At 38.5% G+C, this 26,808-nt stretch carries 24 protein-coding genes and 1 tRNA gene; 7 read left to right on the top strand and 18 right to left on the bottom strand.

Annotated elements, in window-relative coordinates:
- The 6 genes from V4596_10890 to V4596_10865 form a co-directional block, all read right to left on the bottom strand.
- A partial coding sequence (locus V4596_10890) for a magnesium chelatase domain-containing protein (GenBank protein ID MES2769638.1) occupies positions 1 to 538 on the bottom strand: 538 nt, incomplete at its 3' end.
- Positions 539 to 665: 127 nt separating this feature from the next.
- Positions 666 to 1,538, bottom strand: coding sequence for a tyrosine-type recombinase/integrase (locus tag V4596_10885; GenBank protein MES2769637.1), 873 nt, complete (start codon positions 1,536 to 1,538; stop codon positions 666 to 668).
- Between the two features lie 87 nt (positions 1,539 to 1,625).
- A complete protein-coding gene (locus V4596_10880; protein MES2769636.1) occupies positions 1,626 to 2,282 on the bottom strand; it encodes a hypothetical protein in 657 nt (218 codons plus the stop codon).
- 67 nt (positions 2,283 to 2,349) lie between these two features.
- Positions 2,350 to 2,853 (bottom strand): hypothetical protein, encoded by a 504-nt coding sequence (locus tag V4596_10875; protein MES2769635.1) that lies wholly within the window; start codon positions 2,851 to 2,853, stop codon positions 2,350 to 2,352.
- Between the two features lie 44 nt (positions 2,854 to 2,897).
- Complete coding sequence (locus V4596_10870; protein ID MES2769634.1) at positions 2,898 to 3,698, bottom strand: hypothetical protein; 801 nt, start codon at positions 3,696 to 3,698, stop codon at positions 2,898 to 2,900.
- Between the two features lie 242 nt (positions 3,699 to 3,940).
- Positions 3,941 to 4,102, bottom strand: a complete 162-nt coding sequence (locus tag V4596_10865) for a hypothetical protein (GenBank protein ID MES2769633.1) — start codon at positions 4,100 to 4,102, stop codon at positions 3,941 to 3,943.
- Positions 4,103 to 4,240: 138 nt separating this feature from the next.
- Between V4596_10865 and V4596_10860 the strand changes: the two genes are divergently transcribed.
- Positions 4,241 to 4,325: transfer RNA gene (locus V4596_10860), tRNA-Leu, on the top strand.
- 136 nt (positions 4,326 to 4,461) lie between these two features.
- Here the strand turns inward: V4596_10860 and V4596_10855 are convergent.
- The gene (locus V4596_10855) at positions 4,462 to 5,277 is read right to left on the bottom strand and encodes a DUF4423 domain-containing protein (protein ID MES2769632.1); all 816 of its coding nucleotides are present in this window, start codon (positions 5,275 to 5,277) and stop codon (positions 4,462 to 4,464) included.
- Positions 5,278 to 5,467: 190 nt separating this feature from the next.
- Between V4596_10855 and V4596_10850 the strand changes: the two genes are divergently transcribed.
- The 3 genes from V4596_10850 to V4596_10840 all read left to right on the top strand — a co-directional run bounded on the left by V4596_10850 (position 5,468) and on the right by V4596_10840 (position 8,266).
- A complete protein-coding gene (locus V4596_10850; GenBank protein ID MES2769631.1) occupies positions 5,468 to 6,319 on the top strand; it encodes a hypothetical protein in 852 nt (283 codons plus the stop codon).
- A gap of 402 nt (positions 6,320 to 6,721) precedes the next feature.
- Positions 6,722 to 7,678 (top strand): hypothetical protein, encoded by a 957-nt coding sequence (locus V4596_10845; protein MES2769630.1) that lies wholly within the window; start codon positions 6,722 to 6,724, stop codon positions 7,676 to 7,678.
- Between the two features lie 15 nt (positions 7,679 to 7,693).
- On the top strand, positions 7,694 to 8,266 hold the full coding sequence (locus V4596_10840) for a hypothetical protein (protein ID MES2769629.1): 573 nt from the start codon (positions 7,694 to 7,696) through the stop codon (positions 8,264 to 8,266).
- Between the two features lie 13 nt (positions 8,267 to 8,279).
- On the opposite strand, the gene V4596_10835 is transcribed toward V4596_10840, so the two are convergent.
- The 6 genes from V4596_10835 to V4596_10810 all read right to left on the bottom strand — a co-directional run bounded on the left by V4596_10835 (position 8,280) and on the right by V4596_10810 (position 15,108).
- The gene (locus V4596_10835; GenBank protein MES2769628.1) at positions 8,280 to 8,594 is read right to left on the bottom strand and encodes a hypothetical protein; all 315 of its coding nucleotides are present in this window, start codon (positions 8,592 to 8,594) and stop codon (positions 8,280 to 8,282) included.
- Positions 8,595 to 8,837: 243 nt separating this feature from the next.
- Positions 8,838 to 9,719 carry a pirin family protein gene (locus V4596_10830; protein MES2769627.1) on the bottom strand — a complete coding sequence of 294 codons (882 nt, stop codon included), beginning with the start codon at positions 9,717 to 9,719 and terminating at the stop codon, positions 8,838 to 8,840.
- The gene (locus V4596_10825; GenBank protein ID MES2769626.1) at positions 9,716 to 10,111 is read right to left on the bottom strand and encodes an OsmC family protein; all 396 of its coding nucleotides are present in this window, start codon (positions 10,109 to 10,111) and stop codon (positions 9,716 to 9,718) included. The genes V4596_10830 and V4596_10825 overlap by 4 nt, the downstream gene beginning before the upstream one ends.
- Positions 10,112 to 13,222 carry an efflux RND transporter permease subunit gene (locus V4596_10820; GenBank protein MES2769625.1) on the bottom strand — a complete coding sequence of 1,037 codons (3,111 nt, stop codon included), beginning with the start codon at positions 13,220 to 13,222 and terminating at the stop codon, positions 10,112 to 10,114. It lies immediately after the preceding gene.
- Between the two features lie 98 nt (positions 13,223 to 13,320).
- Positions 13,321 to 14,493, bottom strand: coding sequence for an FAD-binding oxidoreductase (locus V4596_10815; GenBank protein MES2769624.1), 1,173 nt, complete (start codon positions 14,491 to 14,493; stop codon positions 13,321 to 13,323).
- A gap of 48 nt (positions 14,494 to 14,541) precedes the next feature.
- A complete protein-coding gene (locus tag V4596_10810; protein ID MES2769623.1) occupies positions 14,542 to 15,108 on the bottom strand; it encodes a GNAT family N-acetyltransferase in 567 nt (188 codons plus the stop codon).
- A 219-nt stretch (positions 15,109 to 15,327) separates the two neighbouring features.
- Here V4596_10810 and V4596_10805 point away from each other — a divergent pair, with 219 nt between their 5' ends.
- Positions 15,328 to 15,840, top strand: a complete 513-nt coding sequence (locus tag V4596_10805) for a hypothetical protein (GenBank protein MES2769622.1) — start codon at positions 15,328 to 15,330, stop codon at positions 15,838 to 15,840.
- Here the strand turns inward: V4596_10805 and V4596_10800 are convergent.
- On the bottom strand, positions 15,833 to 17,584 hold the full coding sequence (locus V4596_10800) for an SLC13 family permease (GenBank protein ID MES2769621.1): 1,752 nt from the start codon (positions 17,582 to 17,584) through the stop codon (positions 15,833 to 15,835). The two genes, V4596_10805 and V4596_10800, sit on opposite strands and share 8 nt — an antisense overlap.
- A gap of 266 nt (positions 17,585 to 17,850) precedes the next feature.
- Here V4596_10800 and V4596_10795 point away from each other — a divergent pair, with 266 nt between their 5' ends.
- Positions 17,851 to 18,615, top strand: coding sequence for a sulfite exporter TauE/SafE family protein (locus tag V4596_10795; GenBank protein MES2769620.1), 765 nt, complete (start codon positions 17,851 to 17,853; stop codon positions 18,613 to 18,615).
- Here V4596_10795 and V4596_10790 read toward each other — a convergent pair.
- From V4596_10790 to V4596_10780, 3 genes are read right to left on the bottom strand one after another with little or no spacing between them, the layout of a single operon-like run.
- Positions 18,612 to 19,769, bottom strand: a complete 1,158-nt coding sequence (locus V4596_10790; protein MES2769619.1) for an ATP-binding protein — start codon at positions 19,767 to 19,769, stop codon at positions 18,612 to 18,614. The two genes, V4596_10795 and V4596_10790, sit on opposite strands and share 4 nt — an antisense overlap.
- Positions 19,770 to 19,806: 37 nt before the next feature.
- On the bottom strand, positions 19,807 to 20,628 hold the full coding sequence (locus tag V4596_10785) for a CheR family methyltransferase (GenBank protein ID MES2769618.1): 822 nt from the start codon (positions 20,626 to 20,628) through the stop codon (positions 19,807 to 19,809).
- Positions 20,628 to 23,978 carry a response regulator gene (locus V4596_10780; GenBank protein MES2769617.1) on the bottom strand — a complete coding sequence of 1,117 codons (3,351 nt, stop codon included), beginning with the start codon at positions 23,976 to 23,978 and terminating at the stop codon, positions 20,628 to 20,630. The genes V4596_10785 and V4596_10780 overlap by 1 nt, the downstream gene beginning before the upstream one ends.
- Positions 23,979 to 24,229: 251 nt before the next feature.
- Here V4596_10780 and V4596_10775 point away from each other — a divergent pair, with 251 nt between their 5' ends.
- On the top strand, positions 24,230 to 24,460 hold the full coding sequence (locus tag V4596_10775) for a hypothetical protein (protein MES2769616.1): 231 nt from the start codon (positions 24,230 to 24,232) through the stop codon (positions 24,458 to 24,460).
- On the opposite strand, the gene V4596_10770 is transcribed toward V4596_10775, so the two are convergent.
- Positions 24,428 to 26,491: a sodium-translocating pyrophosphatase gene (locus V4596_10770; protein MES2769615.1), complete on the bottom strand. Its 2,064-nt coding sequence runs from the start codon at positions 26,489 to 26,491 to the stop codon at positions 24,428 to 24,430. The two genes, V4596_10775 and V4596_10770, sit on opposite strands and share 33 nt — an antisense overlap.
- Between the last annotated feature and the right edge of the window lie 317 nt (positions 26,492 to 26,808).

Genomic DNA, 26,808 nt, shown 5'->3' with positions numbered 1-26,808 from the left:
CTTTTGTGATTTTAAAATCGGCAATATGAGGCCTCTTTATAGAAATATGATCATCACTTTTTGACCAGAAAACCGGATTCGAAATATCTCTTAAAGAGCTTAAAGAATAAATATCAAAGCCTTGAGATGACTCAATTTTTCCAGTGTACAGTTTCTCCGAAGGATCTTCTAAATCATTGAAATCATCCGGCACCAACACATCACCTTTTAAAGTGAGCTCACCATAAAGAGAAACACTTTCCTCTTCCGGCTTTGGAGCCTGTCCAATTTCCCAAAGAATTCCCGCCGCTACCGCAAGGTCAATCCCTCGAGAACTTTTTTTTAAATAATTGGGTTTAAGCTGAACGATAATTTGTTTGGATTTCGGAAGATCAAATCCGCAATGCTTTAAGGCCGATTGAATTCTCAACACACTTTCCTTGATGGTCGCATCCGGCAACCCCAAAAACTGAATCCTCGGGATTCCAGGCGTTAAGCTGACTTCCACTTCTACTGGCCGAAGCCCCATCTTATCTCTAATGAACGATTGAATTTTCATAAAAGACAATAGATGCAAAGTTAAAGCACTGCTTAAACTTAATTAAATAAGCCCTTAAATAAATTGTCCGGACGGATTTCGAAATAAATTCGGATTTAAGACAACTTATCTCGCATGAATAAATTTGTTAGATATCTTTGATTGTAGAAAGTGGATGGTGGTCTTCAACAGTTTGGGCGAGCTTATTGCTGGTCACTGTTGTGTAGATCTGGGTGGTCTGAAGACTTGAGTGACCTAATAGCAGTTGAATGGATCTTAAATCCGCACCCGATTCTAGCAATGCCGTTGCACAACCATGTCGGAATTGGTGGGGGCTTACCGCTTGCTTGAGGCCCGCTTTCTTTGACCAACTTGATAACCATCGCCAGATATCGACTCTGCTGGGACGATTTCCACGATCATTGATGAAAATACTTTGCGTGTTTTCTTTTAAAATTTTAGGTCTAATTTGTTCAAGGTAAATCTTAAGTTCTGACTTTAAGTGTTCGGTTAAAGGAACGGCTCGCTGCTTGTTGCCTTTACCCGTAATGATCAAATAACTTTCTGTTTCGTTAAAATCTTTAAGGTCTAGGCCGATCAATTCTGAAACTCGGCAGCCCGATCCAAAAAGCATTAAAAGCGTCATTTGGTTTCTTGCGGATCTGAAGGGATCTTCGGCTTTGCAAGATTCAAACAAGCTATCGAACTCTCCCTTAGTTAAAACATCGGGAAGCTTGTTCTTTACTTTTGGAAGCTTAAGCTCGCGAAGTTCTGGACTCTTCATCCCGCGATCTTCACAGAACTTAAAATAGGTTCTAAGGCTTGAGATCACACGAGCTTGAGATCTTTCACTCAAACCCTGCTCTTTCATAAAATGATAGAAAGCTTGGATATTGGAAGATGTTTTTTTGAAGGCCACATAGAGCTCAAGATCACGACGATAAGCCATGACTGTGTTCAGAGAACGACCTCTTACATTTTGCAATTCATCAAAGAATTCAACCCATTGTGGAAGTGACATGGCTATATTAAATGTCCATAACGAGAGAAGCGCAAGAAAATAAAACAATACAATGTAGGTTCCTAATATTTGGTTTTGAGCATCAATTTAATATGTATCAATGATCACAAGATCGCCCGTTAGCGCATCTATTAAAATATTATCTCTTTTTAAAGATAGAATAGAATAAGCTGGAGGTATTATATAAGCCCATTCTAAAATACTATTACCGGCCTCAACCCGAAGCGCTCCAAGATTTCTTTTAATTCTTTCCTCTAAAATTTTACTTATTTCTAAATATCTAGACTCATAATGTTTTGCTTTAGGATGTTGAGAATCAATATAAAAACTAAGATCTTTACCTTGCACTGACTCCAAATCAATAAAAGACTTTGAATAATCTAAGACTTTTACTACCCTTAACCCCTCAATTCCTTCTGCATTTTTTTGAAATTGAATAATATTTTCCACTTCTTCTTTAGTAGAAATATTTTCTTTTATTATTTTTCTTACAAAAACTTTAGAGTCAATTGTACTTTTGAACCTGAAGACTCTGCCCGTAGCTCCTTCACCCAAAAAATATACATCCCAACCAGGATTTTCCTGGCTCATCTGAGCATCTAATACTCCATATTCTATGATTTCCGATTTCTCAAATAAAGAAGCACACTGCGCAGAATTGGCAGCAAGTACCATTTCGAAAGTTAGCCCAGATAGGAAGCCAATACACCCGATAAATAAAATCAATTTGGCAGGCAAGAACATAGATTGTTGACTCCTATTTTTTCGATATCGTTCAACTCTTCTCTGAAAGTCATTGCTTTGAAGGAAATTACATTACGTTCATAGATCCGCAACCTGTGAGCACAACCACACCGCTCATTCTGCGTGCACCGTCTGGTTCTTGTTGGTTCGTTAAAAAACCTTCAACATAAACATCGATACCATTCTGAGTTCTCATCGTAAAACCTTGGCCCATCGGAGGAAAGAAATCTCCATTGTAGTAAACTCCTGGAGCAATCGTTTCTAGGTTGTAAGTTTGTCCTGCGATTAATCCTGGACAGGCATTTGACTTCACAATTAAAACTCCCATTGCACCGGCTCGTCCACCGTTGACACCACTGATGGTGAATCGGATGTCTATATCATAACCTGATCCAACAGCATTGGCCAAAACACCGCCGCCCACTCCTGGACCGTATCCATATTGTCCGTTAGGATTCGGGTTCGTGTTATTTTTTTTATCTTTACTGCAAGCATTCATATTGAGCGCTACAAAAGCAAGCACCAGAAATCCTAGTACCGTAAAGATTTTTTTGATTAAATTTTCCTTCATAACTTACCTCTGCGATTAATTCTGCTGTTCTTCTTTAAGGTCTTTTACAACCCTTGGTTTAAAGCTTCATCTATATCTAAATTCGTAATTGTAAAGAGCTGTTGGTATCCTGGACCGTTGTAACCATCTGGATCTGATCCATAACCTGGAAGATCAACAGCATCTGGTTTTACATTTTTTCCACTCATGTAGGCTCTACAGTCGTAGGGACCTGCAGAAATATTCCAACACTTCGATGGAGATTGAATATTACACTGTGCCGCCATCCAAGGAGGTGGGTTTGAACACACCCCAAAGTCAAAGTTTCTAAAGTAAACTCTTCCTTTATATTTAGTTTCTAAGTCATTCACGTTTATGGCTTCTACAGATACGATGATCGCGCCGAGATTATCTTGGAAGAAAAGTTTTAACTTCTCTGTTCCGCCAGTGTTGTAGAACTTGTTGTACCTAGTGTCTTGAATCGAAGTTCCAGAATTAAAGTTTCCAGAAACTGTTCTCGTACCACCATTGTATGATTCTTCGTAACTGATTTTGAAAGTACCACCGTATTGTTTAGTTGCGCCTGTGTTTGCAACGTTGAATACATCAAGAGTGATTCTTAAGTTCTTTGGATTATTGATTCTTCTACCAGCATACGTTTCAAGTAATGATAAAGAGAAACTGTCCACTGGTGCTGTACCGCCGTCGTATACAACATTGCCTGCATCGTCTACGCCTTGCGTATCATCAGGGATATTGTCGGCAGCTTTCTTAGTTTCTTTTTTAGAACAACCAGCAGTTGCTGATAAAGCTAAAGCCATCACTAGCGTGCTTTTCAATAGGTTGTGTAAGAATGCGTTTTTCATAAATACTCCTCACTCATACATTACTAATGCGAGTGGCATGCCGACTTTATGTACACGGTTTAAGTATATGAAATTATTCAACTATGATTTAAAAGTGTAGATGATTGAGACACTGCTTTTTAGACACAAAAAGACTTTTTTTGTCTCAACTTGATCGTAATTTGAAAATGTACTTTAGAATTCAATGACTTAGGAGTTTGTAGAAGGTCAGTAACGGCTGACCAGTTATTTTACAGGACCAACTAACTAGCTGCTTTTTCTGATGTTTCTGACTTGATCTCTGCATAGACCTGCTTAAAATGAGAAAAAATCTGCATTCGGGCCTTTGGATCTGTTTGTTTTCTAAGCTCCTCAAGAGTCTTCTCAAGTTCTTGCGTGAGTTGCTTTAGTTTTTTGATATTCATGCTCACTCCCCTCATCCTTGAAGGATTAACTTCAGATATTATGACATAGCCAAATAAAAAGTGGGTTACAAAAAAGTCTAGAATTGACCATTTTGCCAGATGTCGTTATTTCTATTGTTCTCTCAAACTCAATGAAATGCGAGCGTGGTGGAATTGGTAGACACGTACGTTTGAGGGGCGTATGTCGAAAGACGTGGGAGTTCGAGTCTCCCCGCTCGCACCAATCTCCAAGCTATTCGAACACCTACGATTTTTAATAAAATTTAGCCTAAGAAGTCAGTATAAATATAAATGCCTATTGAATCGAAACCATTCCATTTTTTGTCAGTGTAAAGAGATTATGATCGTTTGTACCACCTTTAAACTATTTCCTGATCATTTTCTTCTGGGTTTAAAATAAAGGACCCCAGTACAACTTGAACTACTGCATCTTGATCTTGAGAACTTGAGAGTTCGTATACGGATTTTCTAAAGTCTCTCACGAGATCCTTGAGTTTTATGAAATCCTCTTTTTTTATTTTTGCAGTAAAAGCGGTGTATTCACGCTCATTCAAAGGTAAATCATAATTTTTTTTCATTAGATCAAAAGATTCTGCAAGGTATTGCTTTGCGTGATCAAGCCTTACTCCAGATGGTACTGACAACTGATATTTTCTTTCTGTTTTGACAAGGGTTTGAGAGTCTTCTGCTACAAGCAATCCTTCTTTTAATAAGAGCTCTATAGATAAGTGAATTAAACTTCCAGGGAAAATAGAATTCATGCTCCGAACAATGTCTTGAGATTTCATTTTTTTGTTAAGGCCACAAAGATTTAAAATCATTGTGTGAATGGGATGCGAAAGAACATTTGCGGAACCTAAAACATACTCTTGGGAAAAATTCGGCGAAGTCGGCTGATATCCTTCGGCCAAACAATCGAGAGCTATTTTTTCTGAAAAAGATAAATCCAACGCTGTAGCAAGTGTTGGTATTTTATTTTTTGGAAAATGCCTTTTGTTGCGAATGATCTGGTTATAAGTGACTCGAGATTTGATATCCAAACTCTTGATGGTATTCAGAAAAAAATCATTAGATACGTGATTTTTTATAAGTTGAAAACTATTTCTAATAAATTCGGGAACCGATTTTGATGTTTGAGCTTGTGGAATAACATTTGAAATTTGATTTTTTTCCATCCTTCGACTTCTCCTCTCGAGATTGCTGACCAAAATCAGCATAATGTAAACTTTTTGGACAATGGGAGCTCATTGTGTCTCCTTTAATTAAGCTTAGACCTTGGTCTAGCTATTGCACTTACAGCCTATGGGTAAGTCTAGCGAAACCGCCTCTGCCTAAAAGCTAAAAACAAAAAGGACAATATATTTTATGAAAAAATCTTTAGTTTTCGCATTGGTTTGCGTAGGCCATTTCGCTTTTGCAGATGGAGTTGGTAATAACAGTTATGTGAGGAGCAACAATGCTTATGAACTGGAAATTTATTCGGGCGGAACTTCTGTTCAGAAATGGGCTCGTATAAATGACAGTGGTGTTATAGAAGTTGCATATCCTAGCCTTGGAGGCTGTAGAGCAAAATTAAAAGTAAACAACGATAAAACTACGACAGTAACTTTAGAAGCCCTGGACTATAATGGGAACAAAATATCTAAAGAAAATTATACTCCTCTCTCAGACAATGGAAATGTTCCTTATCAAGATCAATATACTTTATATCCGGGATCTATATTGTTTTACCATTCGTATGTCTCAGGACATTGCCAGCTAAAGCAGATACCTTTTGAAGGTACTCCTCTTGATACGGGTTATAACTTATATCTTAATGAGTGTAATGATTTAAAGTCATATGGTTTACAAGTTGCCGAGGCAGGAGTGCTTGATTACACAATTTATTGTGGAAAAAATAAAGAAAGGAAATCTGCTAAGTTTCCACGTAGCGAAGGTCCTTTGTGCTCAAGTGAACATATAGATTTACTGCATTATATAGAATCTAATGTTAGCACTAGATGCAAATGGGATGATTTGGCTTGTCTTCAAAAGATGGAAGCATTTTGTAAGCAAGACCATATTAAAAAACTAGAAATTATAGAAAAATTCGATAGTGGCTGTAATCGTACTAAATCAGGACTCAGTGGCTTTGGATCTTATTCTTTTAAAAAAGAGTGTATACAAAATGGCAAAGTATTGGAAAGCTTAAAAGGATATTTAGAGCGAAGAAAATAAAACATAAAATTTGGAATGAGCCCCGCATTATGCACTGTCTAATGTGAGGGGCTCAGGCCAAACCACTCTATTTCCATTTGTAAACTGTATTAAAATACACAGACTTTCTACAATTTGATCTTTTTCTGAATAGTCAGGGAGAAAAGGAAATTCCTATAACCTTACTTCTAAGCTTCCCATCACATGATTACAGTTATACAAAACTGTTACATGCAAATTGTCACTATCAGCAAAGGCGCTAAATTTAGGAGCTACAGCATGGGCTCCTGTCGAAAATAAAAAAACTGCGAATAAAAATAATGTCTTCATTTTTTGATCAAAGTTTTTACGTTAGTGAAATATTTTTATAAGTAATGATTAAATCACTGCTAACCTGATATTGCTGCTATATTCTACATTAATATGAAAAATACATTTATAATCTTAACGATAGTGTTTTTGTATCAAGGCGTAAATGCCTCTAGCCAACAGTGCAGTCAGTTGTTTTCAGAAAACAATACTTCCATTCAAAGCCAATCATCTCGTGATTTGGCTCAAACGATCGAATTTTATAATACTGTTTTTTCTCGTACGCGTGCATCTTTGATCCGCGAAGGCAATAGCGATCTCGCTTTAAGAATAAGTTATCTTAACTTTAAATTTAATACTTCTGTGGATGCTATTATAAAATTGCATAATGACTTCTTTGATCTCATTGGCGGAAATGAAAAATTAGCCATAAAATTAACAGAAATAGCATTGGAAAACAATCTGACCCGCGATGAGGTCTATTCTCTCTATAGAGATTTTTATGTCAGAACACATAAAGGAGACGAGCACTCAACAAGAGTTCAGGATAGCTTACAGTTTACGAAACTGGCTTTTTCTTCTGGCAAATCTATCGATGATACTATCCAAGCATTCAACTCAGCTTACAGGCGATCTCATCAAGATTCAGAGTTAGCAATGCAATTGACCACTTTGTCTTTGCTATTTGAAAAGACTTTGGATCAAGTTATTGGTCTCTACAACTCCGCTCACAATTATAGCCATTTAAAAAGAAGCAAAAAATTGTCTGAGAATCAGTTTGCTTATGAAATCGTTTTCATAAAGCTTCAGTCTGGCAAAAGCCTTGATGAAGTCGTAGATATTTTTAATAGAACAGCCTTAAGTCAGTTGTCTATGCTCAATCGAGATATTGATCCTATATTTGCCATGAACCTTACAAGGTTGGCAATTTTAAGCAATCAAAGCACTACCGAAGTATATCAAGTATACCGTGATGCTTTGAGTTCTACAAAAATTTCTTTTTATGATCACGAAGGAAACCACAGCCTAGCTATGGCACTCACCTACTTAAATTTCAATTTACAAAAGTAAAAGAAGAGGTATTTTATGAAAACATTAGTATTAATAATATCATTATTTTCGACTTTAACTTGGGCAGAAGACTCCATTAAAGAAAGCTGTGAGAAAATTGCATCGGTTGCAATAACAACGTATCTTCATTCTTCAAACAAGTTATCTCCATATTCCTCCGATGCGGAAATCGTGGTAGCGGAAAGCAAAGCACTAGCATCCATGACCCAAATTCAGGAATTAGCTTTAAAAACAAGCGATAATGCCGAATACGCATCTTGTAAAACCGCCAGTCTTTCTATCTATAATACATTGAACCCCAATGTTGTCGTAATTAATGGAATTGAGTGTGAGAAAACTGCAGCAAGAAGTATCGAGGAATTGCAAATTGCTTTGAATAATAAAAATTCTTTATTGGCGGGAAAAATTGGAGAAAATGCTCTTAGAACCATTTTCTCTGGCGGAGTACTTAAAGCCAAAAATCCATATGATCTTCGAAAATGCGCTCGCTCGCAGGAACAACTTTTTATTTATCTCGTGAATATGCCCGGCGGCATTGCGGAGTTCATTCGTAAAGAAATGCCTGAATACGCTGATAGACTCGAGTAGTATTTAGTTCTTTTTAAATAGAGGCACAGTTTGCTCCAGTACCAACAAGTGCAGGTACTGGGGCAGAAAAATTAATTGCAAATCCATTAGAACAAATCGAATCGACGAAACCACACACATCTGTTCCCGTATATGCAAGATCCGTTTTTGTATATGTGATTTCATCAAAACCCGCGGATATTGTGCAATCTCCATGGGCCCCATCTACAGCTAGAATAGTATCCCCAGGCAACGGACTACCCAAAGTCAGTGTATAAGCATAATCTATTGGTTCTGAGTCAGAATCTTGATCTGGCAAAGCCTGTTGGTTACAAGAAATTACTATCATTGAAATAAAGACCAACGAAAGTAACCTAAATATAAGATTTCTTATATTACCCATATGCTGTTTCTCCTTCATACGTACCGCTTCAGCAATTAATAATTTTTTAGATGCACCGATAGTTTACCAGAGTTTCTGGTGAAATAGATTAAATTAAAATTTAAACGAAATAGACAGGAGAATTCGTCTCAAAATATGATGTAATCAAAATGATACGTTTTTCTTTGATTTTATTTGAAACATTTTTTATTAAGGAAGCGGTCCTTCAGGCAAAGGAATCCATTCTGCTTCTCCAGGAACCTGTCCAAATTTTTGCGCTTGCCAATCTAAAGCTGCCTTTCTTAAACGTTCTTTGCTTGAAGACACAAAGTTCCACCACATAAAGCGTTCCTCCAAAAAAGGATCTCCGCCTATGACAACAAATCGCGTACCCTTTTCGAATTGAATTTCTGCATTACTTGGATCTGTAAGTACCATTAAGTCATCGACGATCATTTCTTGATCGTTCACGACGGCTTTTCCAGCAACTAAAAATAGACCGACCTCAACTTCATTGAAAGAAAGTTTTGTTTTTAAATTTTTTTCACTCAAGATATCCATAAATAAAGTTCGCGAAGCACATGTGACAGGAGACTTTACGCTTCCGTATTCCCCGATCATGAGCTTTACTTTCAAGCCGTCTACAATCTGCAAGTTGGGTAATATTTCTTTCGGGTAATGAGTAAAATAAGGATCACATTCTTCTTTATCTTTGGGAAGTCCTACCCAAATTTGCACGCCATGCATATTCACCTGGGCACTAGCATGACGATCTTCCTGCGGTGTTCTTTCTGAATGAACAATTCCTCTTCCTGCCGTCATCCAGTTCAAATCTCCTGGCGTGATTAATTGCTCAGAACCAATGCTGTCGCGGTGAAACCCTCTTCCACTAAAAAAATAAGTCACTGTAGCCAAACCAATATGAGGATGAGGCCTAACATCCATGGCATGTTGTTCATCAATACTTACAGGTCCGATATGATCTAAGAATACAAAAGGCCCTAACTGCCTCTTCTTTGCTGTCGGAAGTGATCTGTGAATTAAAAATCCACCGAGGTCTTTCTCTTTACTTTTAATTATATAATCACTCATGACTCAACCATTTGCGTGGTACGAATATTCGCACCACGAACTAGGAAGTGGTGTATTGGGCACTTTTCAGCAATAGCTAACAACATAGTTTTTTGTTCTTCGGTGAGGTTGCCTTTAAACTTCACTTCTCTTGTAATTTCATTTCCCTCTTTGCCTTCTTTCGTGATCGAAATTTTAACGTCTACACTTTCAAGAGGAATACCCTTTCTATTTGCATACATCTGAACTGTGATGGCAGTACATCCTGCAAGTGCCGCTTCCAAATAATCGTGGGGATCAGGAGCAGAGTTTGCACCGCCTTGCTTTTCTTTAACATCCACACGGATTAAAAATTCTGGCAATTTTATATCATAAGCTAAGCCACCTACATGCTTTGCTGATTCTACTGACATCTAAGCCTCCAATTCTTCTTTTTGACGAGATCTCTTATCAAATTTTGAGAATAAGCTATACACTATAGGAACCACATACAGTGTTAATAATGTTGAAACCAACACACCACCAATCACTGCAATTGCCATAGGCTGACGAGCCTCGGCTCCCGGTCCAAAACTCATTGCTGCTGGCAAAGCTCCTGCAATCGTCGCAATCGAAGTCATAAGAATTGGACGTAGGCGATTTGGACAAGCCTTTAGAAGCGATGACAATACATCTTTTTTCTCGTGATCGCGCACTTGATTTGTAAAGTCCACAAGCAAGATGGAATTCTTTTTCACAATACCCATCAGCAGCACTAAACCAATCATACTGAATAAGTTGATTGTTTGTCCTCCGATAAGAAGTCCTAAGAACGCTCCCGAGAAACTGAATGGCATTGCTACGAACACTGTAAATGGATCGATAAAGCTATCAAACTGTGAAGCAAGTACCATGTATGCAACCAGGAATCCCATTCCCATTGCAATCAATAGTCCCAAGAAACTTCTTTCCATTTCTTCTGCTGACCCGCTCAAGTTGAATGTGTAACCTTCTGGAAGAACATTTTTTGCAGTTTCTTCGGCCTTCACTAAACTTTCCTGCTGACTTAATTTATCACCAGGGTTTCCAAAAATTGTAATCGCTCTTTCCCTGTTTTTTCTAGAGATCGATGAGGCTACGACTTCTTCTTTAACATCTACAACATCTGCTAATGAAATCATCTCGCCGCGGTTATTACGTACATAAAGTTCTTTGATTCTTTCTACCGGAGATCTGGCTTCGTCGGTGAGTTTAACTCGGATATCATAACGATGCCCACCTTTTTCATAAGAGCCAGCAATCGCCCCACCCATTGTTGCATTCACGACAGCTCCAACAGATGTAATATCGACGCCTCTTTCAGAGGCTTTCTGACGATTTGGTACAATGTGAATTTCAGGAGCTCCAGTTAAAAGATCTGAGTTCACATCAGTCATTAATTTTTTAGTTTTCAATTCTTCCATGATTTTTTCAGCGTACTCACTGAGCTTTATCCAATCTGGTCCTTGAATCGTAAATTCCACAGGATATCCGTTACCACTCCCTCCAAAACCTTGAGTGGATGGATCTTGGACTTGAGGTTTTGATTCTGGAATGGTTTCGTTTAAGAAATCTCTGACGACTGCGATAAATTCTTGCTGAGTTAATTCTTTGCCACTCTTGGCATCAATTCCACGACTGCCTTTTGGCTTCATCTCAATGAATATAATTGCTGCATAAGTCTCACCACCAGTAAAACCACCAGCGGCTAAGAAGAATGTATTCACTTCTGAACGTTCTGCCAAATATTTTTCTACAAGCTTAGCTCTCTCATCCGTCAGAGTGATCGCCGAACCGGGAGGATTTGTCATTTGGATCATCAACATACTTTGATCCTGGGCTGGTTGAAATTCGCCCTTTAAAAAAGCAACGGACCCAAAACTCAATACAAAGAAAACAAGAGATGCAATTAACACTTTCCAACGGTGATTCAAAGTGGAAGTCAAAGTTCTCTCATAAAAATCTTTTACTTTTACAAAACTCGCTTCAAAGAATTTACCAAATTTAGAATGACGTTCAATGTCTCCTTTAAATTGCGCCGCTCTCATGGGAGTAAGAGTTAAGGCTTCAAGCAATGAAATCATCACGGCAGCACTTAACGTAACACCAAACTGGTACAAGAATTTTCCGATAATTCCTTCCATAAAAGCAATCGGAAGAAAAATTGCAACCAAAGCCACCGAGGCCGCCATTGCTGCAAAAGTAATTTCTCTCGCACCAAAAATAGCAGCTTCCTTGCGAGGTTTTCCCATCTCGCGATGACGAATAATATTTTCTAAAACCATAATGGCATCATCGACAACAATACCAATCGCTAAACTTAAACCCAAAAGAGTAAAAATATTTAAAGTAAAGCCAGCAAAAGATAAAATAATAAAACTTCCGAGAACAGAGGTTGGAATCGCTAGCAAAACATTCAGCGTTGAAGCCCAAGAACCAATAAATATCCAGCAAACTAGAGAAGTAAGAATGGCCGCAAGAATTAAAGTTAAAATTAATTCCTGAACAGCTTCTTCAACGAACTTTGTTCCGTCGAAGTTTACAACCATCGTCGTACCTTCAGGCAAAATCTTTTGAATAGCTGCAATTTTAGCTTTCACTGCCTTTGCAACGCTAACGGCATTCGCCCCTCTTTGCTTTACAACTCCAAGACCCACAGCTGTTTCACCATTGGTTCTGGCAAACTGCATGATATCAACAGTTCCCTCTTCCACTTTTGCAACTCGACTGAGAGGAACAGGATTGTAGTTCGGACCGCCGCCACGAGAATTAATAAGAATATTAGAAAAACCCTCTACAGTTTTTTCTTCACCTAACGTTCTCAAAGAATATTCTTTCTTGTCAAATTCTGCGCGACCTGAGGGCGGTTCCGTGTGCTCAGTTTTTATTGTGTTTACAATGTCCGTGATCGAGAGCGCGTAGTTTTGAAGAGCTTTATTGTCTACCCAAACTCTAAGATTTGGTTCTAAATATCCTGGCATCCAAAGATTCCCTACACCAGGGACTGTCGTGATGTGATCTCTGATTTCATTTTTCACATAAACCATAAGATCATTGAGCTGCATGGTTGAGCTCTTAACAGAAATCCACATGATCGGAAACTCAGACATGGCGATTTTCATAATGGAAATCGGCTCCATCTCTGTTGGAAGCATATCTTGAATTTGAGAAATCTTGGCTTGAACATCCTGAAAAGCAGCATCGATATTGCGATTCAAATCAAATTCCACTGTGATCTCTGCAACACCTACTCTAGACTTCGAAGTGACATTCTTGACTCCTTGAATACTGACTAAAGCGTCTTCTAAAGGATCTACCACGTCAGCTTCAATCACTTCCGGAGCGGCGCCTTCATACCTGGCAGTCAAAGCGATGATTGGAAATTCCACATCAGGCATCTCGCTCACACCCATACGGGTAAAGCTGATCGCACCAAAAGTGATCAGACCAAACATCAACATCCATGCAAAAACCGGTTTTTTAATTGAGAGATCTGATAAAGTCATATCCTATTTCAGTGCTTGCTGTGGCAAGCACTATGCTCCTTTATGTATAATCAAGTTGTGTTTCAATAGTGCTCGCCATAGCGAGCGCTGTATTAGGATCAGGCAAATCTACGCGCAGAAATCCATTTTGGAATTTCACGACCAAATACGAGATCCGTTAAACATTTTCCAGTATGGAATGCCATACCGATTCCATGCCCCGTGTATCCACCAGCAAAGAAAATTTGATTGTCATCTGGTATTGATCCAATCATTGGCTCGCCGTCTTTAGAAAAGCCCATCACTCCTGACCATCTGTGAGTCACTTTTGCGTTTTTGTACTGGGGAAGATGAGTCATCACAAAATCATGCAAAGAGTTTTGAATAGGATCAGTGATATGATCTGAACAACCAGTTTCTGTTTCTTTTTCCACTTGTCTAAATCCACCAATCAATAATTCACCAGTCGGAATTTGTCTGAAATAATCCAGGTAGAAGTTTGCATAACAAGGACCTTCCATAAATCTCGGAACTCTCTCCATCATTAAGCATTGGCCACGCGTTGGATAAATTTTATCTTTGAAATACGGATGCAATGTTGAAGAATAACCATTCAAGTTGATAACAATCATCGGAGCTTCAAAATCACCATTGTCTGTCTTTAAAATTCTCGTGCCTTCATCGGTTTGCGTAATCTCATAACCTTCTGTTAACTCAAAAATATCAGCCTTTACTTTGGAAGCCATTTCATTAACAAGTTTAACCGGATTTACTGAAGCATCATCCATATACTTGATTCCGCCCACAAAGTTTGTTGCACCTACAAGTTTTTTAATTTGTTCAGAATTGAAAGTTTCGGTTTTTATATCAAGACCTGCCATAATCTTTGCAACCTCAGCAAGTTCCGCATATTCGTTTTCTTGAGCCGCAAGTGAGTATGCACCGTTTTGTTCGAACTCGAGCGCCGCAGCTTTATCTTGAATGATTTCACTTTGTAAAAGTTTAAGATTTGTTTCTGAATATCTCCAGATGTCTACAGCTTGATCTAATCCATGTTTGCCGATCATACGGTTGAAGTGTTCAACAGATCCACAAGTTACAAATCCGGCATTTCTTCCGCTAGCGCCAAAAGTAAGTCTCGATTTCTCAACGATTGCAATTTTTAAAGAAGGATCTTCTTTGTTCATCCAATAGGCTGTTGATAATCCAGAAATTCCAGCTCCTACGATAACAACATCGTAAATTTTTTTTTCTTTATTCGGACTGCGATCTAACCAATATGAAGTACTCATACTTTTTCCCCTCTGATCTCAGTGGTCACTGTGATGACCACTATAATTCTAAATATTTTCTAAATTTAAATACATCTCCTGAGCCGTGCAAAGACATGGTGGTTTTCCGCAACGAGTGCAGTTGTAATCCACTTCTTTCCAATACTCCGGATGTTCTTTGATCAATTCAAAACCTATTTTTTTTAAATAACGTGTTGATGAACCATTTGGGCTTTCTTTCCAAGAATGACAAACAACACCTTTAGCGCCAACTTCCTTTAACGCAAAGAGAGCTTCCTGCGCAATCTTTCCGCCCCAACCCTGTCCTTGGAGATCTGTCGAAATGAATGAAGATTGGAAGTAAGCAGTTTCCTCAAGAGAGTGCGGCCATTTTTCCGAACAGAGTCCTTTTCCTTTTCCATGCTTCCATTGTCCTTGGGGATAAGAAATTCTAACTCCGCGAATTTCACCGTTGGAGTCCTCAAGAAGAAGAGAACACATAACGCCATTTTTGGACGACCTCTCAAAAATGCTCTGAATTTCTTTTTCAGAGTAATAACCAGCTCCAATTTCACGGTCCGTGAACTGGCGTATGGCCTTTAGATCTGCCTGTTTAAAAGGGCGAATTTTTAGCATCCGACTATTCATTATGATATGGGTATTCTTGTCAAAGGTTTCGCAAAGCAATTTTTGCGCAACAGCAATAGTAATCCTATCTAAGATAGCCCAAATTAGGTTTAAAGCTACTCTTAAAGCCCTTAAAGTATAAAGAAAGTAATATTTGGGTTTTATACACAAGACAATTTGCCCAGTTTTATGCTAAGTATCTACCACCAAAACCCAAAGGACAAAAAAATGAAACATATTATCATAGGCATTACACTTCTTGCTTCACAAACTTCACTCGCAACTGACGGTGTATTTTCTAAATTAAACCTGAATGAACCTGCCTGTTACGGCCGTGAATATGGGGCTGACTACTTAAAATCTCATGACAAACAAACTGTACAAAAAATCCAATCTAAATTTGTAAGATCTAAACGTACAGATTCTAAGTATGAAACTAGAATTATGGAAGTTGAAGTAACCCTAAAAGGCAAAAAACATGAATTTAAAAACTACCGCGGATTCTTTTTATGCAATGAAGAAGACAATTATTGCGGAATTGAATGTGATGGTGGACGTGTTCAAGTCAGCCTCAATAAAAGTGGAAACCTGATATTGGAAAACAAAGGTTTTGTTATTGAAGGCGGTTGCGGAAACGAAGAAAAAACTCTTTTCTTGGAAGCTCTGGCTGGAGGCGACGATAAATTTGAAATGGTTCCTTTGCCTAAAGCCTTCTGCCAAAGAACTTCTGAGCTTAACTAAATAATTGTAAACTCAAATATGAGGTTACAACTGCTATTAAAATAGTCAGAGGTAATCCAACTTTTAAAAAATCCACAAATCGATAATCACCAGGACTTAAAATCAACAAATTTCCATGATGACCAATAGGAGTTAAGAAAGAAGCTACTGCTCCAACCGTTGTGGTAATGACAGCGGCAGTTGGAGAGATCTGCAATTTATTAGCGAGTAGGATCGCTACCGGAGCCAAGAGTACAGTGGTCGCGGCATCGGAAAGAATTTGTGTGAGAAGTGCTGCGCACGTGAAAAGCATGAGCATCACATAAAATGGCGACCATGAGCCTATAATCTGAGATAAATTACTAGCAATCAGATTTGCAACCCCAGTTTTTTCCATAGCTATACCTAGCGGAATTACTCCCGCAATCATAACAAAAATTTTCACTTCGATCGATTCATAAGCTTTTTCAAGTGAAACACAACCGGTCAATACCATCATAATGGCGCCAGCTAAAAAAGAAATATGTGGGGGAAGCCAATCATAGGCAGCAGAAACAATGGCCGTAATCATGATTATGGCTGCCACCCAGATTTTAGCACGTTTTTTTCCGGCAACACTCAAAGGATTTAAAAATAAAAAATCTTGAGAGGCAATAAGTCGATCAAAGCCATTGTTCTTTCCCCAAAATACTAGCAAGTCATTTGGTCTAACTTTTGTTTCAGAAAGTTTTTCTTTCAACCAGCCATTTTTTCTCCATACACCAACTACGATCAGTTCGTACAATCGTAAAAAATTAATGTTGGCTATAGTTTTTCCTATATGTCGCGAAGTGGGCGAAATTATAGCTTGCAAAAGTGCGGGTTGCTCTTTGGAACCCTCTTCTGTCTGTATTTGCTGCGCATATTTTTTAACGGGATTTAAAGCCAACCCTAACTTTTCATCAATAGAAACTATCTCTTCAGGAGAAGCTTTGACTAAAAAAAGATCTCCCTCCTTAATAGTGTGGCTGGAAGAAATAGGACTTCTCGTCGCCCCTTCCCTGACCCAGTCAACGACATCAAAACGCTTTTCCGTGCTGGCTGAAAATTCTTTGTATTCCACTCCAATCCATTTTGAATTTTGTGGTATGACCAGCTCTGTGTAGAACTGCTCGATTTGAAATTTATTTTCTAAACCACTTTCTCCAGATCTTTTAGGTAATATCCATCGAATTAAAATAATAAAGACAATGCTCATCAAAGTGAGCGTTATCCCCAGAGGAAAAACAGAAAACACACCTAAAGCCGGCTCACCGGATCTTTTTAAAATACTAGCCGCGAGTAAAAATGCTGGAGCACTGATGATGGTCATGGTGGTTCCAAGAGAAGCGGCCGTCGCCATAGGTATAAGAACTCTAGAAGACGCTATTTTTTTTTCTTCACAAAATTTCATCACCACAGGAAGCATCATCGCGGTGATCATCAAATGATGAGTAAAGGCCGACAATGATGCCACTACAAACATAAATACCAAAATGGCTCTCCACTCGCTTTTACCTGCCGCGAGACTGACCTTTTCCCCAATCCAATCCGTTACGCCCGTTGTGGCTAGAGCTCCTGAGAGTACAAATACAGCTGCCACGATGATGGCGGGTTCACTTGAAAAACCGCTCAATGCCTCTTTTGGATCTAAAATACGAGTTATGACCAAGGCCAAAATCACTAAGACAGCTGTCACGTCAACGCGCACTTTCTCGGAAATGAAAAGATAAAGTGCGCCCATCATAATTATAATAAAAAATATTTGATTGAGTTCGAGCGAAATAAGACCTCCAAAGATTATACCTTAGCTTACACTAAAAAATGCAGCTACCGTAAGATTGTGTGATTATCGCAATGAACAATAAGCAAGTTTATTGAAAGAACAGAGTTCCAACCCACCGCGTGAATTTGTCCTATTTTTTCAAGTTTTAGGACTCTAGCATCATAAGGTTTAAGTAACTACAAATATTAATTCCAATATTGTCCCTGTTAAGTAATTATGAATTCGTAATGAGTTTATTATTATTTTTTATTTTAGGTTTAAGCGTTGGAATTCTAGGAACACTCATGGGTATTGGCGGAGGAATTATTTTGATTCCCGTGTTACTCGCTCTTTACCCTGAATTGCCCCCTCAGCATATTACCGCCATAAGTTTATTCTGTGTTGCAATTAATTCTACGGTGGGCTCCATTTCCTATTTGATAAAAAAGAAAGTCCATCTGCGCTCAGCCGCTTTATTTTCCCTGGCCAGTCTTCCCGGCGCATGGCTAGGCGTACAACTAAATGGTATGCTAAATAGAAATACCTATGAGACATCCTTTGGTGCTTTTTTATTTATCATGGGTGTCTATCTTTTTATTAAGAAGCCAAAACCAAGTTCCACCGTCAATACTCATCAACTCAATCCGAATCGAAAAACTTACATTCTAGGCACTATAGGGAGTTTTTTTGTTGGAATATTTGCAAGCGTTTTGGGACTTGGTGGTGGAATCATCCACGTCCCTTTTTTGATCGAAGTAGTTCAATTCCCTGCTCACGTTGCAGTAGCAACTTCGCACACTATACTAGCAGTCTCGACAATTGTGGCCAGTGCTGAACACTACATCAATCAAACTTTAACCTTTCATCAACCGGTGGTCTTTTATATTGCAGCCGGAATTGCGCTAGGCGCACCATTTGGAGCAAAATTATCTTCACGGGTGAAGGGTACAACCATTGTAAGACTTTTGAGCGTAGCTCTGATATTGGCAGCTCTACGATTGGTATTTTTTTAAAGAGAATTGCCATCAGAGTGTTTGATCTTGATAACAAAAGAGCTTCCCTCGTTGATATTGGTTTTTAAAAGTACCACATCACCACCCATAAGTTGAGCTAGGCGTTTTGCTAATACTAACCCTAACCCCGTGCCTCCAAATTTTCTGGTAATAGAATTGTCTGCCTGCATGAAAGGCTTGAAAAGCTTTTCTGCCTGGTCATTAGCAATTCCCATCCCCGTGTCTTCAACTGTAAAAGAGAGCATTTGGTCTTCTTCTGAGTAAGAAAGAGACACGGTAACGCTACCTTTCTCCGTGAATTTAATGGCATTGCCAATGATGTTGGTTAGAATTTGTTTTAATCTCGTCGGATCTGCTACAGATGTTTGCGGAAAATTTTTAGAAACATTCATTTTTAAAGCGATATTTTTTTTGTCTACTTTTACAATCATGAGATCTAAAGCTTCATTAACTACTTGTTGTGGAGAATAATTTATATTCTCTATTTCTATGTGACCAGCTTCTACTTTAGATAAATCCAAAATATCATTGATGATATACACCAATGATTTTCCATTGCGAGAAATAATTGTCGAATACTCGATTCTTTCTTCTGAGGCAATATTTTCAGCGCTCAAGATATCCGCGAAGCCTATAATCGCATTGAGTGGAGTTCTAATTTCATGACTTATGTTAGCTAAAAATGCAGACTTTAATCGATTCGCATTTTCCGCAGCTTCCTTGGCATGCCTTAACTCTTTCATTTTAAATTGAAGAAGTTCTTTCTGGGCATCGAGCTCCATAAATATGCGAACTTTGCTTTTAAGAATAGCTGGGTTGATTGGCTTATACATAAAGTCAACGGCACCTCTTTCATAACCTTTAAATGCGAATCCCGAAGACTCTGAAGCGGCTGTCACAAATATAATCGGAATATTTTTTGTTTTATCTGCGCCATGCATAAGCTCGGCAAGTTCGAAGCCATCCATTTCTGGCATTTGGACATCTACAAGTGCCAAAGCAAAGTCATTGTCAATCATAAGACCTAAAGCGTCGGCACCAGAGCTTGCAGAAAAAATTTCAGCGCCAGTATCTTCGAGCAATGATTTCAAGGAAAAAATATTTTCTTTCCTATCGTCCACTATCAATAATTTTATCAATAATTTATTGTTCAATTGTAACTCCGATGTCATTTGTACCTCTAATATTAATTTATTTTTTTTGATAAATTTTTTCTTGTTTTGAAAATTCATTAAAACATTGAAAGTGACTCGAGAAGCGAATGGTTTCCTTAGAGCCCAACCCTAGAAATCCACTTCGGCACAAACTGCCAGAGAATAAACCCAAAGCGTGTTCTTGCAATTCACGACTAAAGTAAATCAATACGTTTCGGCAAGAAATCATTTGCATCTCCGAAAAAACACTATCCGTTGCCAAGCTATGGTCTGCGAAAACAATATTTTTCTTAAGGGATTTGTCAAAGAGTGCTGCTCCGTAACTCACAACAAAGTAATCTGAAAAGTTTTGCTTTCCCCCACTTTTTTTATAGTTGGATTCATATTCTTTAATATTCTCTGCTGAGAAAATCCCATCTTCAGCTTTTTTAATGCTTACAGGATTGATATCCGTTGCATAAATCGTGGTGCACTCTAAGAGTCCTTCCTCCTGAAGAAGAATAGCAAAAGAATACACCTCTTCTCCTGTACTGCATCCCGCAATCCATATTTTAAGAGAAGGATAGGTTTTTAAGATGGGAATAACATTTTCTCTTATCGTTAAATAATAAAAAGGATCCCTAAACATTTCAGTGGTAGTGATCGTTAAAAACTGTAAAACGGATAAGAAAAAATTCGGATCATAAAGAATTTTTTCTTGAAGCCTTGATACCGTTCTAAACTTATATTTATTTAAAATCATATGCAATCTGCGCTTAACTGAAGCCATTGCGTAACTTCTAAAATCATAGCTATACTTTTCATATATAGCCTCAATTAAAAGTTTAACTTCAATATCAAAATTCTCTTCAGAGCACATTAGACTCTCCCGCTGTGAGATATCCAAACTCGAACCAAAGATAATAATTTTTCAATATCAATTGGCTTTGTTAGGTAATCATTAGCACCGGCATTTAAGCAAAGCTCTCTATCATCTTTCATTGCCTTTGCGGTCAGAGCAATTATCGGAAGCTTTGCAAATTTCTTTTGTTTTCGAATTTCCTGTATGGCTTTATAGCCATCCATAATGCCCATCATGATATCCATCAATACGATGTCAACCGTATCCTCCTGAAGTCTCTTCAAAGATTCTTGGCCATTTTTGGCAACAACTATCTTTGCTCCTTTTTGCTCAAAAGCTGCCGTCAATGCAAATACGTTTCTCATGTCATCATCAACTATAAGAATTTTCTTGGATTCAAATATTTTTTCACGACTTCTTAGTTCTTCAAGTACTTTTTGGCGATCAGGATCAAGTTCTGTTTCCACTTGATGTAAGAATAGCGTAACTTCACTCAACAATCGCTCTGGAGATTTTGCGCCTTTAACAATAACAGATTTAGAATATTTTCTAAGCCTATCCTCTTCTGTCATTGAGAGGTCTCTCCCTGTATAAACAATCACCGGAAGATTTCCGCCTAATTTGGTCTCAGAAATTTTTTCCAAAAGCTCAAACCCAGTCATATCAGGAAGATTCAGATCTACAATCATGCAACTGTATTCTTCTTTTGTGAGAGCCTCCAGCGCTTCAGTACCTGAACCTACCGCAACTGTTTGCACTTTATTGTTTCGGATGAGATGTCTTATGGCCATTCTCTGAGTTTTATCATCCTCAACAATCAAAACTTTCTGCGTAGTTTCTAAAATTTTTTCTTTTAAGAGTGAGAATACTTTTTTTAGCTCTTCATCTCCTGCTGGTTTTATTGCATAACCTACTGCACCCATTTCTAAAGCATCCTTCACGAAATCCATTCCTGAAATAATGTGCACAGGAATATGCTTTGTGGAGACATTGTGTTTCAATTGATCAAGTACGATAAGACCGCTGTGATCCGGAAGTTTTACGTCCAACAAAATAGCTTGAGGCTTTATAGTCAAAGCTAATTCTAAGGCATCCGAGGCATGATCCGTAATAATAGACTCAAAATTAGAAGCTTTGGCCATTCCATAAAGTATTCTGGCAAATTTAGGATCATCTTCAACAATCAAGACTACGTTGGAGTTCTCCGTGATTTTGTCTCTATCATCTACGACGAAAGGTTTTCTTACTTCCTCAACCACAGGTTTTGATTCGGGTTGAGTTGGCAGATCACGAGAAATGGCATCTTGTTTTCCTATATCATTTAACTTTTGGGGAATAAAAACTGTAAATGTACTGCCTTTACCTTTTACACTTTTTACGCTTATCTTTCCGCCCAAAAGATAAGCGAGATTTCTAGAAATTGATAATCCTAGGCCCGTTCCACCGTACATTCTATTGGTGGTACCATCGGCTTGTTTAAAAGCTTCAAAAATAACTTCTAGCTTATCCGAATCAATTCCGATCCCCGTATCTACGACAGAAAAATCAAGGAAGGACGAATAATCTTTAGATTTAGAAATCGTCAGAGTGACAGAACCTTTCTTCGTGAATTTGATAGCATTCGATAATAAATTCTTAAGTACTTGCTCCAATCTCAATGAATCAGTGAAAATTTCTTGAGGTGTATCGTTAGATATGTCGATTGCAAAATTCAAATTTTTTTCTTTTGCCAAAGGTAAAAACATTTTTTCTAAATTTGAAGTGAATTTTTTTAATGGAATATTATCTGCAGAGACTTCTAGCTTACCAGCTTCGACTTTTGATAAATCCAAAATATCATTGATAAGATGCAATAGATCATTGCTAGAGTTTAAAATCTGTTCTGCATACTCTACCTGCTGCCCAGTGAGATTCTTATCTTTATTGTCTGCAAGCAATTTGGCTAGAATCAACGAGCTATTCAGTGGAGTTCTCAATTCATGAGACATGTTTGCTAAAAATTCAGATTTATATTGGCTAGATTTCTTGAGTTCCTCTGCTTTTTTCTTGAGATCTTCTTGAGCTAAATTCAGCTGTTGATTCTTTTCATTCAAAATATCAGCTTGATTTTCTAGAGCTTGCGTTTGTTCTTCTAACTGAGAGTTGGTTTGTTCAAGTTCTGCATGTTGGGATTCTAAATGAGATTGAGTTTCTTTTAAAATTTTCGTTTGTTCTTCTAACTCTTCGTTATTGACCCGTAACTCTTCTTGTTGAGATTGAAGTTCTTCCGCTTGATTTTGGACTTCCTCCAGGAGAACTTCAAGATGGTCTTTGTACTTGGCTGTCTTTATAGCAGTGCCGATACTTTCGCCTACTTGATTTAACCATTCCAAAGATTGAGGATTCACATCATCTATAAATCCAAGTTCAATAAGCGAGTTCACCTGCTTATTGTAAGAAATAGGAACAATAACAACATGCTTAGGACTCATCTCCCCCACTCCAGATGTGATTTTAAAGTATTCAGGAGGTAGGTCTTTGGTTTGTACAATCTCGCCTTCTCTGGCCACTTGTCCCAATAACGTTTCACCAATTTTAAAGCTCTTCAGGGGAAATGTTTCTTGAGCATGAGCGTATGTTGATTTTATTTCAAACACTTGATGATCGTTGGCAATATACATCACCCCAATTTTTGCTTTTACAAATTGCGCTACATACTGGAGAATTTTTTCACTTAAATCTTTTAAAAGCATATCGGAGGTCATTACAATACCCAGCTCTGCTTGCCCTGACTTCATCCAATTTTGTATTTTTAACGTTTCATTTTGCTTAACTTGCAATTCTAGAATGTCTTCATAAGAAGTCGAAAGACCTAAAAGTTGTCTACGACCATAAACCGCAATCAAAATTCCAAAAAGCAAACTCAATACAATGGCCACACCCATTGCTATACGTGCAAAACGATGTTGAGAATAAACGCGCTTATTTCTCAGGCTTTCTTCGGCATCTCGAAATTCACCGAATTGTACATAGAGAGTATCGACAATTTTTTTTCCTTGCCCTTCCAATATATGATCAGTTGCGGCTCGCTTTCCATTTTTTCTTTGAATTTCTAACGTTTTTTCCGCAAATGATACCCAATTATCATATTGTTTTTTTATTTCTACAGCTCTGCGGGTTTGCATAACGTTATCAGATACCTTAGATTCTAGCTCCTTTAAAAGTTCTTGATATATATCTTTAGATTCATAGTAAGGCTCGATGAATTCTTTTTTTTCCGTCAAAACAAACCCTCTAAGAGAGGAAACAGCCTTAGAAAAAGTTCGTTCTATTTTTCCAGTTTTTAAGAGAATAATGTTTGTGTGATACACCCAGCCATTAAGATTCATAATATAGATAATTAAACTAACAAAAATCGAACAACTCACTAGTCCAAGTGCTAGCGGTAAAATAATGTTACGAAATAAAATCTGACGAAACGTCCGTTGATCTACAGCTCCAGACACAGGCACCCCTTTAATTCAAATAACTATGCGTGGATTATCCACCTTATCAAAGTTTAGAACTTACGATATTACACTATAATTGTTTAACTACCTATAAATATCAATTGCAAAAATATCAGTCCAATATTCCAACCGTGAAAGATGATATAAAACAGAGTGAGTTTATTTTTATTTTGGGCTTTAGTATTGGATGTCTCGGTACTTTGATAGGAATCGGCGGTGGAATTATCCATGTGCCTTTACTCGGACATTCTAACAAACGGTATTTAAAAAAAAAGATAAAAATTGCGTCTGCAAAATTCGCAGACGCTAACTTTATTAAAATGGTTCGATTAGATCAGCGCAATGAGAGATGCGATCAATAAAGAAACTACGCTCATTACCTTGATGAGAATTGCAATGCCGGGACCTGAGGTGTCCTTGAACGGGTCACCCACTGTGTCTCCAACTACTGCTGCCTTGTGAGCATCCGAACCTTTCTTATGACCTTCAAGATTTCCTTTTTCGATGTATTTCTTAGCGTTATCCCAAGCTCCACCCGCATTTGCCATGAAAAGAGAAAGCGTTGCACCCACCGCTAAAGCACCCGCTAACATTCCCGCTAGCGCCTGCGGCCCCATTAAGAATCCAATTGCTACCGGAGCAACAACGGCAATCATTCCCGGTAAAATCATTTCTGTTAACGCCGCTTTCGTCGCAATGTCTACGATCTTTGCGGGCTCAGGATCTGCTTTACCTTGCATCAATCCTGGAATTTCTTTGAACTGACGAGCAATCTCCACCACAATTTTTTGCGCCGCACGCCCTACGGCTGTCATTGTTGTTGAGCCCACAAGGAATGGCAAGATCGATCCGATCAAGATACCGATAAGAACTTGTGTCGAAGCTAAATCTAAAGACATTTTTGCAAGATTATTCAATTCACGAATGTGATTCACTTCCATATTGAAAGCACCAAAAAGAGCAACAACCGTTAGGATCGCAGAACCAATCGCAAAACCTTTTCCAATGGCAGCAGTGGTATTTCCCACAGCATCCAATTCATCGGTGATTTCACGAACGTTGGGGCCAAGACCTGACATCTCAGAAATCCCACCAGCGTTATCTGCAATCGGTCCGTAAGCATCAACTGTCATCACAACTGCTGTACCGGCAAGCATTCCTACCGCAGCCAAGGCCACTCCGTAAATTCCAAGAACATGATCCGCAATGTATGCTGCGATCACCACAACGATCAGTGGAATTGCAACGGATTCCATCCCCACCGCTAAACCACGAATGACGTTTGTTCCCGCACCAGTTAAAGATGCTTCTGCAACCAAACGAATTGGTTTTGCCGCCGTGTAATACTCCGTGATCAAACCAATGATCGCACCACCAAAGGCACCCGCGGCTAAAGCCACTGTCACACTTTGGGTTAAACCAAACATTGGCATTAAAATATAACTAGCAATGGTTAAAAGAATTGGAGGAACCATCAACGCTCCTCTCAAAACTGCTGCTGGGCTCGAACCACTGAAGGCACGTGCCGCAAAAATCACCACCACAGAAATTAAAAGTCCAAGAGTCGAAAGAAGTAATGGTGCAACAACACCCACAAGTCTTGTTTCTGCGTAAGCGGTACCTTCCACCGTTAAATTTGTAAGATTCGCCACTGGAATCGTAAAGGCAATCGCCATTGCTGAAACAATTGCTGCAACCAGGGATTCATAAAGATCCGCGCCCATACCTGCAACGTCACCGACGTTGTCGCCAACATTATCCGCAACTACGCCTGGATTTCTTGGATCGTCTTCAGGAATTCCTTGAACAACTTTTCCGGCAATGTCGGCTCCTACATCCGCAGCCTTAGTATAAATACCGCCACCAATACGAGCAAAAAGTGCAATTGAAGATGCGCCCACAGCAAATGAATGAAGAACCGTACTTACGATTTCTGTACCTTGATAAATTAAATATAAAGCTCCAAGACCAATCAACGCTAAGCCTGCCACTGACAATCCCATCACCGCACCACCATCAAGTGCTACAAGTAATGCCTTGGCTTTTGAACCTGTAGATGCTGCTTGAGTTGTTCTTACGTTTGCGTAAGTCGCAGCTTTCATTCCGAAGAATCCAGCCAGAAGTGATAATGCAGCTCCAAGCAAGAAGCTCCATGCCGCTACTAAACCGAGTGCGTACCATAACGCTAAACCAACAACTATTGCATAAACAAAAAGAACTTTATATTCACGCATAAGGAATGCCATCGCACCTTCTCGAATATAGCCTGCGATTTTATTCATTAATTCATTTCCAGTAGGCTGGCGAATGACACGGATGTAAAAAGCTAACGCAACTAGAAGCCCAAGAGCTCCGATAATAATTGGTGAAATCAGTAGTGATTGACTAAACACGGTTGTACCTCAGTTTGTTTATTTCAAGTTTGTTTTTCAGTTTTATTATTTTATTGTATAACTGCAAGGATTTAGAGGTACTAAATGGCAAGAGTTGCGTCAAGAAAAGGTCGTCATAGCCACTGCCATTAAAGTTAGTTTTTATTGCCCAAAAAATCAGCTAATTCTCCTTTCGATACGCATCCTTAGAAGAATTTTCCACGCTGTCTAGAGAGTTGACAAGGGCTCAAAAATTGATCAACAAACCATGCGTTTTAACCTGAGATTATTTATTAATTTCAATAGTTTAACTTTGGCAAGCACATTGCTTTATATAC

The sequence above is a fragment of the Bdellovibrionota bacterium genome, from assembly GCA_040386775.1.
Classification (GTDB): domain Bacteria; phylum Bdellovibrionota; class Bdellovibrionia; order Bdellovibrionales; family JAEYZS01; genus JAEYZS01.
This window is presented reverse-complemented; position numbering and strand designations above follow the sequence as displayed.

Excerpts from the sequence above, each read along its gene's own strand:
- V4596_10885 (MES2769637.1), bottom strand. The coding sequence starts at position 1,538 with ATGTCACTTCCACAATGGGTTGAATTCTTTGATGAATTGCAAAATGTA.
- V4596_10880 (MES2769636.1), bottom strand. The coding sequence starts at position 2,282 with ATGTTCTTGCCTGCCAAATTGATTTTATTTATCGGGTGTATTGGCTTC.
- V4596_10875 (MES2769635.1), bottom strand. The coding sequence starts at position 2,853 with ATGAAGGAAAATTTAATCAAAAAAATCTTTACGGTACTAGGATTTCTG.
- V4596_10870 (MES2769634.1), bottom strand. The coding sequence starts at position 3,698 with ATGAAAAACGCATTCTTACACAACCTATTGAAAAGCACGCTAGTGATG.
- V4596_10865 (MES2769633.1), bottom strand. The coding sequence starts at position 4,102 with ATGAATATCAAAAAACTAAAGCAACTCACGCAAGAACTTGAGAAGACT.
- V4596_10855 (MES2769632.1), bottom strand. The coding sequence starts at position 5,277 with ATGGAAAAAAATCAAATTTCAAATGTTATTCCACAAGCTCAAACATCA.
- V4596_10850 (MES2769631.1), top strand. The coding sequence starts at position 5,468 with ATGAAAAAATCTTTAGTTTTCGCATTGGTTTGCGTAGGCCATTTCGCT.
- V4596_10845 (MES2769630.1), top strand. The coding sequence starts at position 6,722 with ATGAAAAATACATTTATAATCTTAACGATAGTGTTTTTGTATCAAGGC.
- V4596_10840 (MES2769629.1), top strand. The coding sequence starts at position 7,694 with ATGAAAACATTAGTATTAATAATATCATTATTTTCGACTTTAACTTGG.
- V4596_10835 (MES2769628.1), bottom strand. The coding sequence starts at position 8,594 with ATGATAGTAATTTCTTGTAACCAACAGGCTTTGCCAGATCAAGATTCT.
- V4596_10830 (MES2769627.1), bottom strand. The coding sequence starts at position 9,719 with ATGAGTGATTATATAATTAAAAGTAAAGAGAAAGACCTCGGTGGATTT.
- V4596_10825 (MES2769626.1), bottom strand. The coding sequence starts at position 10,111 with ATGTCAGTAGAATCAGCAAAGCATGTAGGTGGCTTAGCTTATGATATA.
- V4596_10820 (MES2769625.1), bottom strand. The coding sequence starts at position 13,222 with ATGACTTTATCAGATCTCTCAATTAAAAAACCGGTTTTTGCATGGATG.
- V4596_10815 (MES2769624.1), bottom strand. The coding sequence starts at position 14,493 with ATGAGTACTTCATATTGGTTAGATCGCAGTCCGAATAAAGAAAAAAAA.
- V4596_10810 (MES2769623.1), bottom strand. The coding sequence starts at position 15,108 with ATGCTAAAAATTCGCCCTTTTAAACAGGCAGATCTAAAGGCCATACGC.
- V4596_10805 (MES2769622.1), top strand. The coding sequence starts at position 15,328 with ATGAAACATATTATCATAGGCATTACACTTCTTGCTTCACAAACTTCA.
- V4596_10800 (MES2769621.1), bottom strand. The coding sequence starts at position 17,584 with ATGATGGGCGCACTTTATCTTTTCATTTCCGAGAAAGTGCGCGTTGAC.
- V4596_10795 (MES2769620.1), top strand. The coding sequence starts at position 17,851 with ATGAGTTTATTATTATTTTTTATTTTAGGTTTAAGCGTTGGAATTCTA.
- V4596_10785 (MES2769618.1), bottom strand. The coding sequence starts at position 20,628 with ATGTGCTCTGAAGAGAATTTTGATATTGAAGTTAAACTTTTAATTGAG.
- V4596_10780 (MES2769617.1), bottom strand. The coding sequence starts at position 23,978 with ATGAATCTTAATGGCTGGGTGTATCACACAAACATTATTCTCTTAAAA.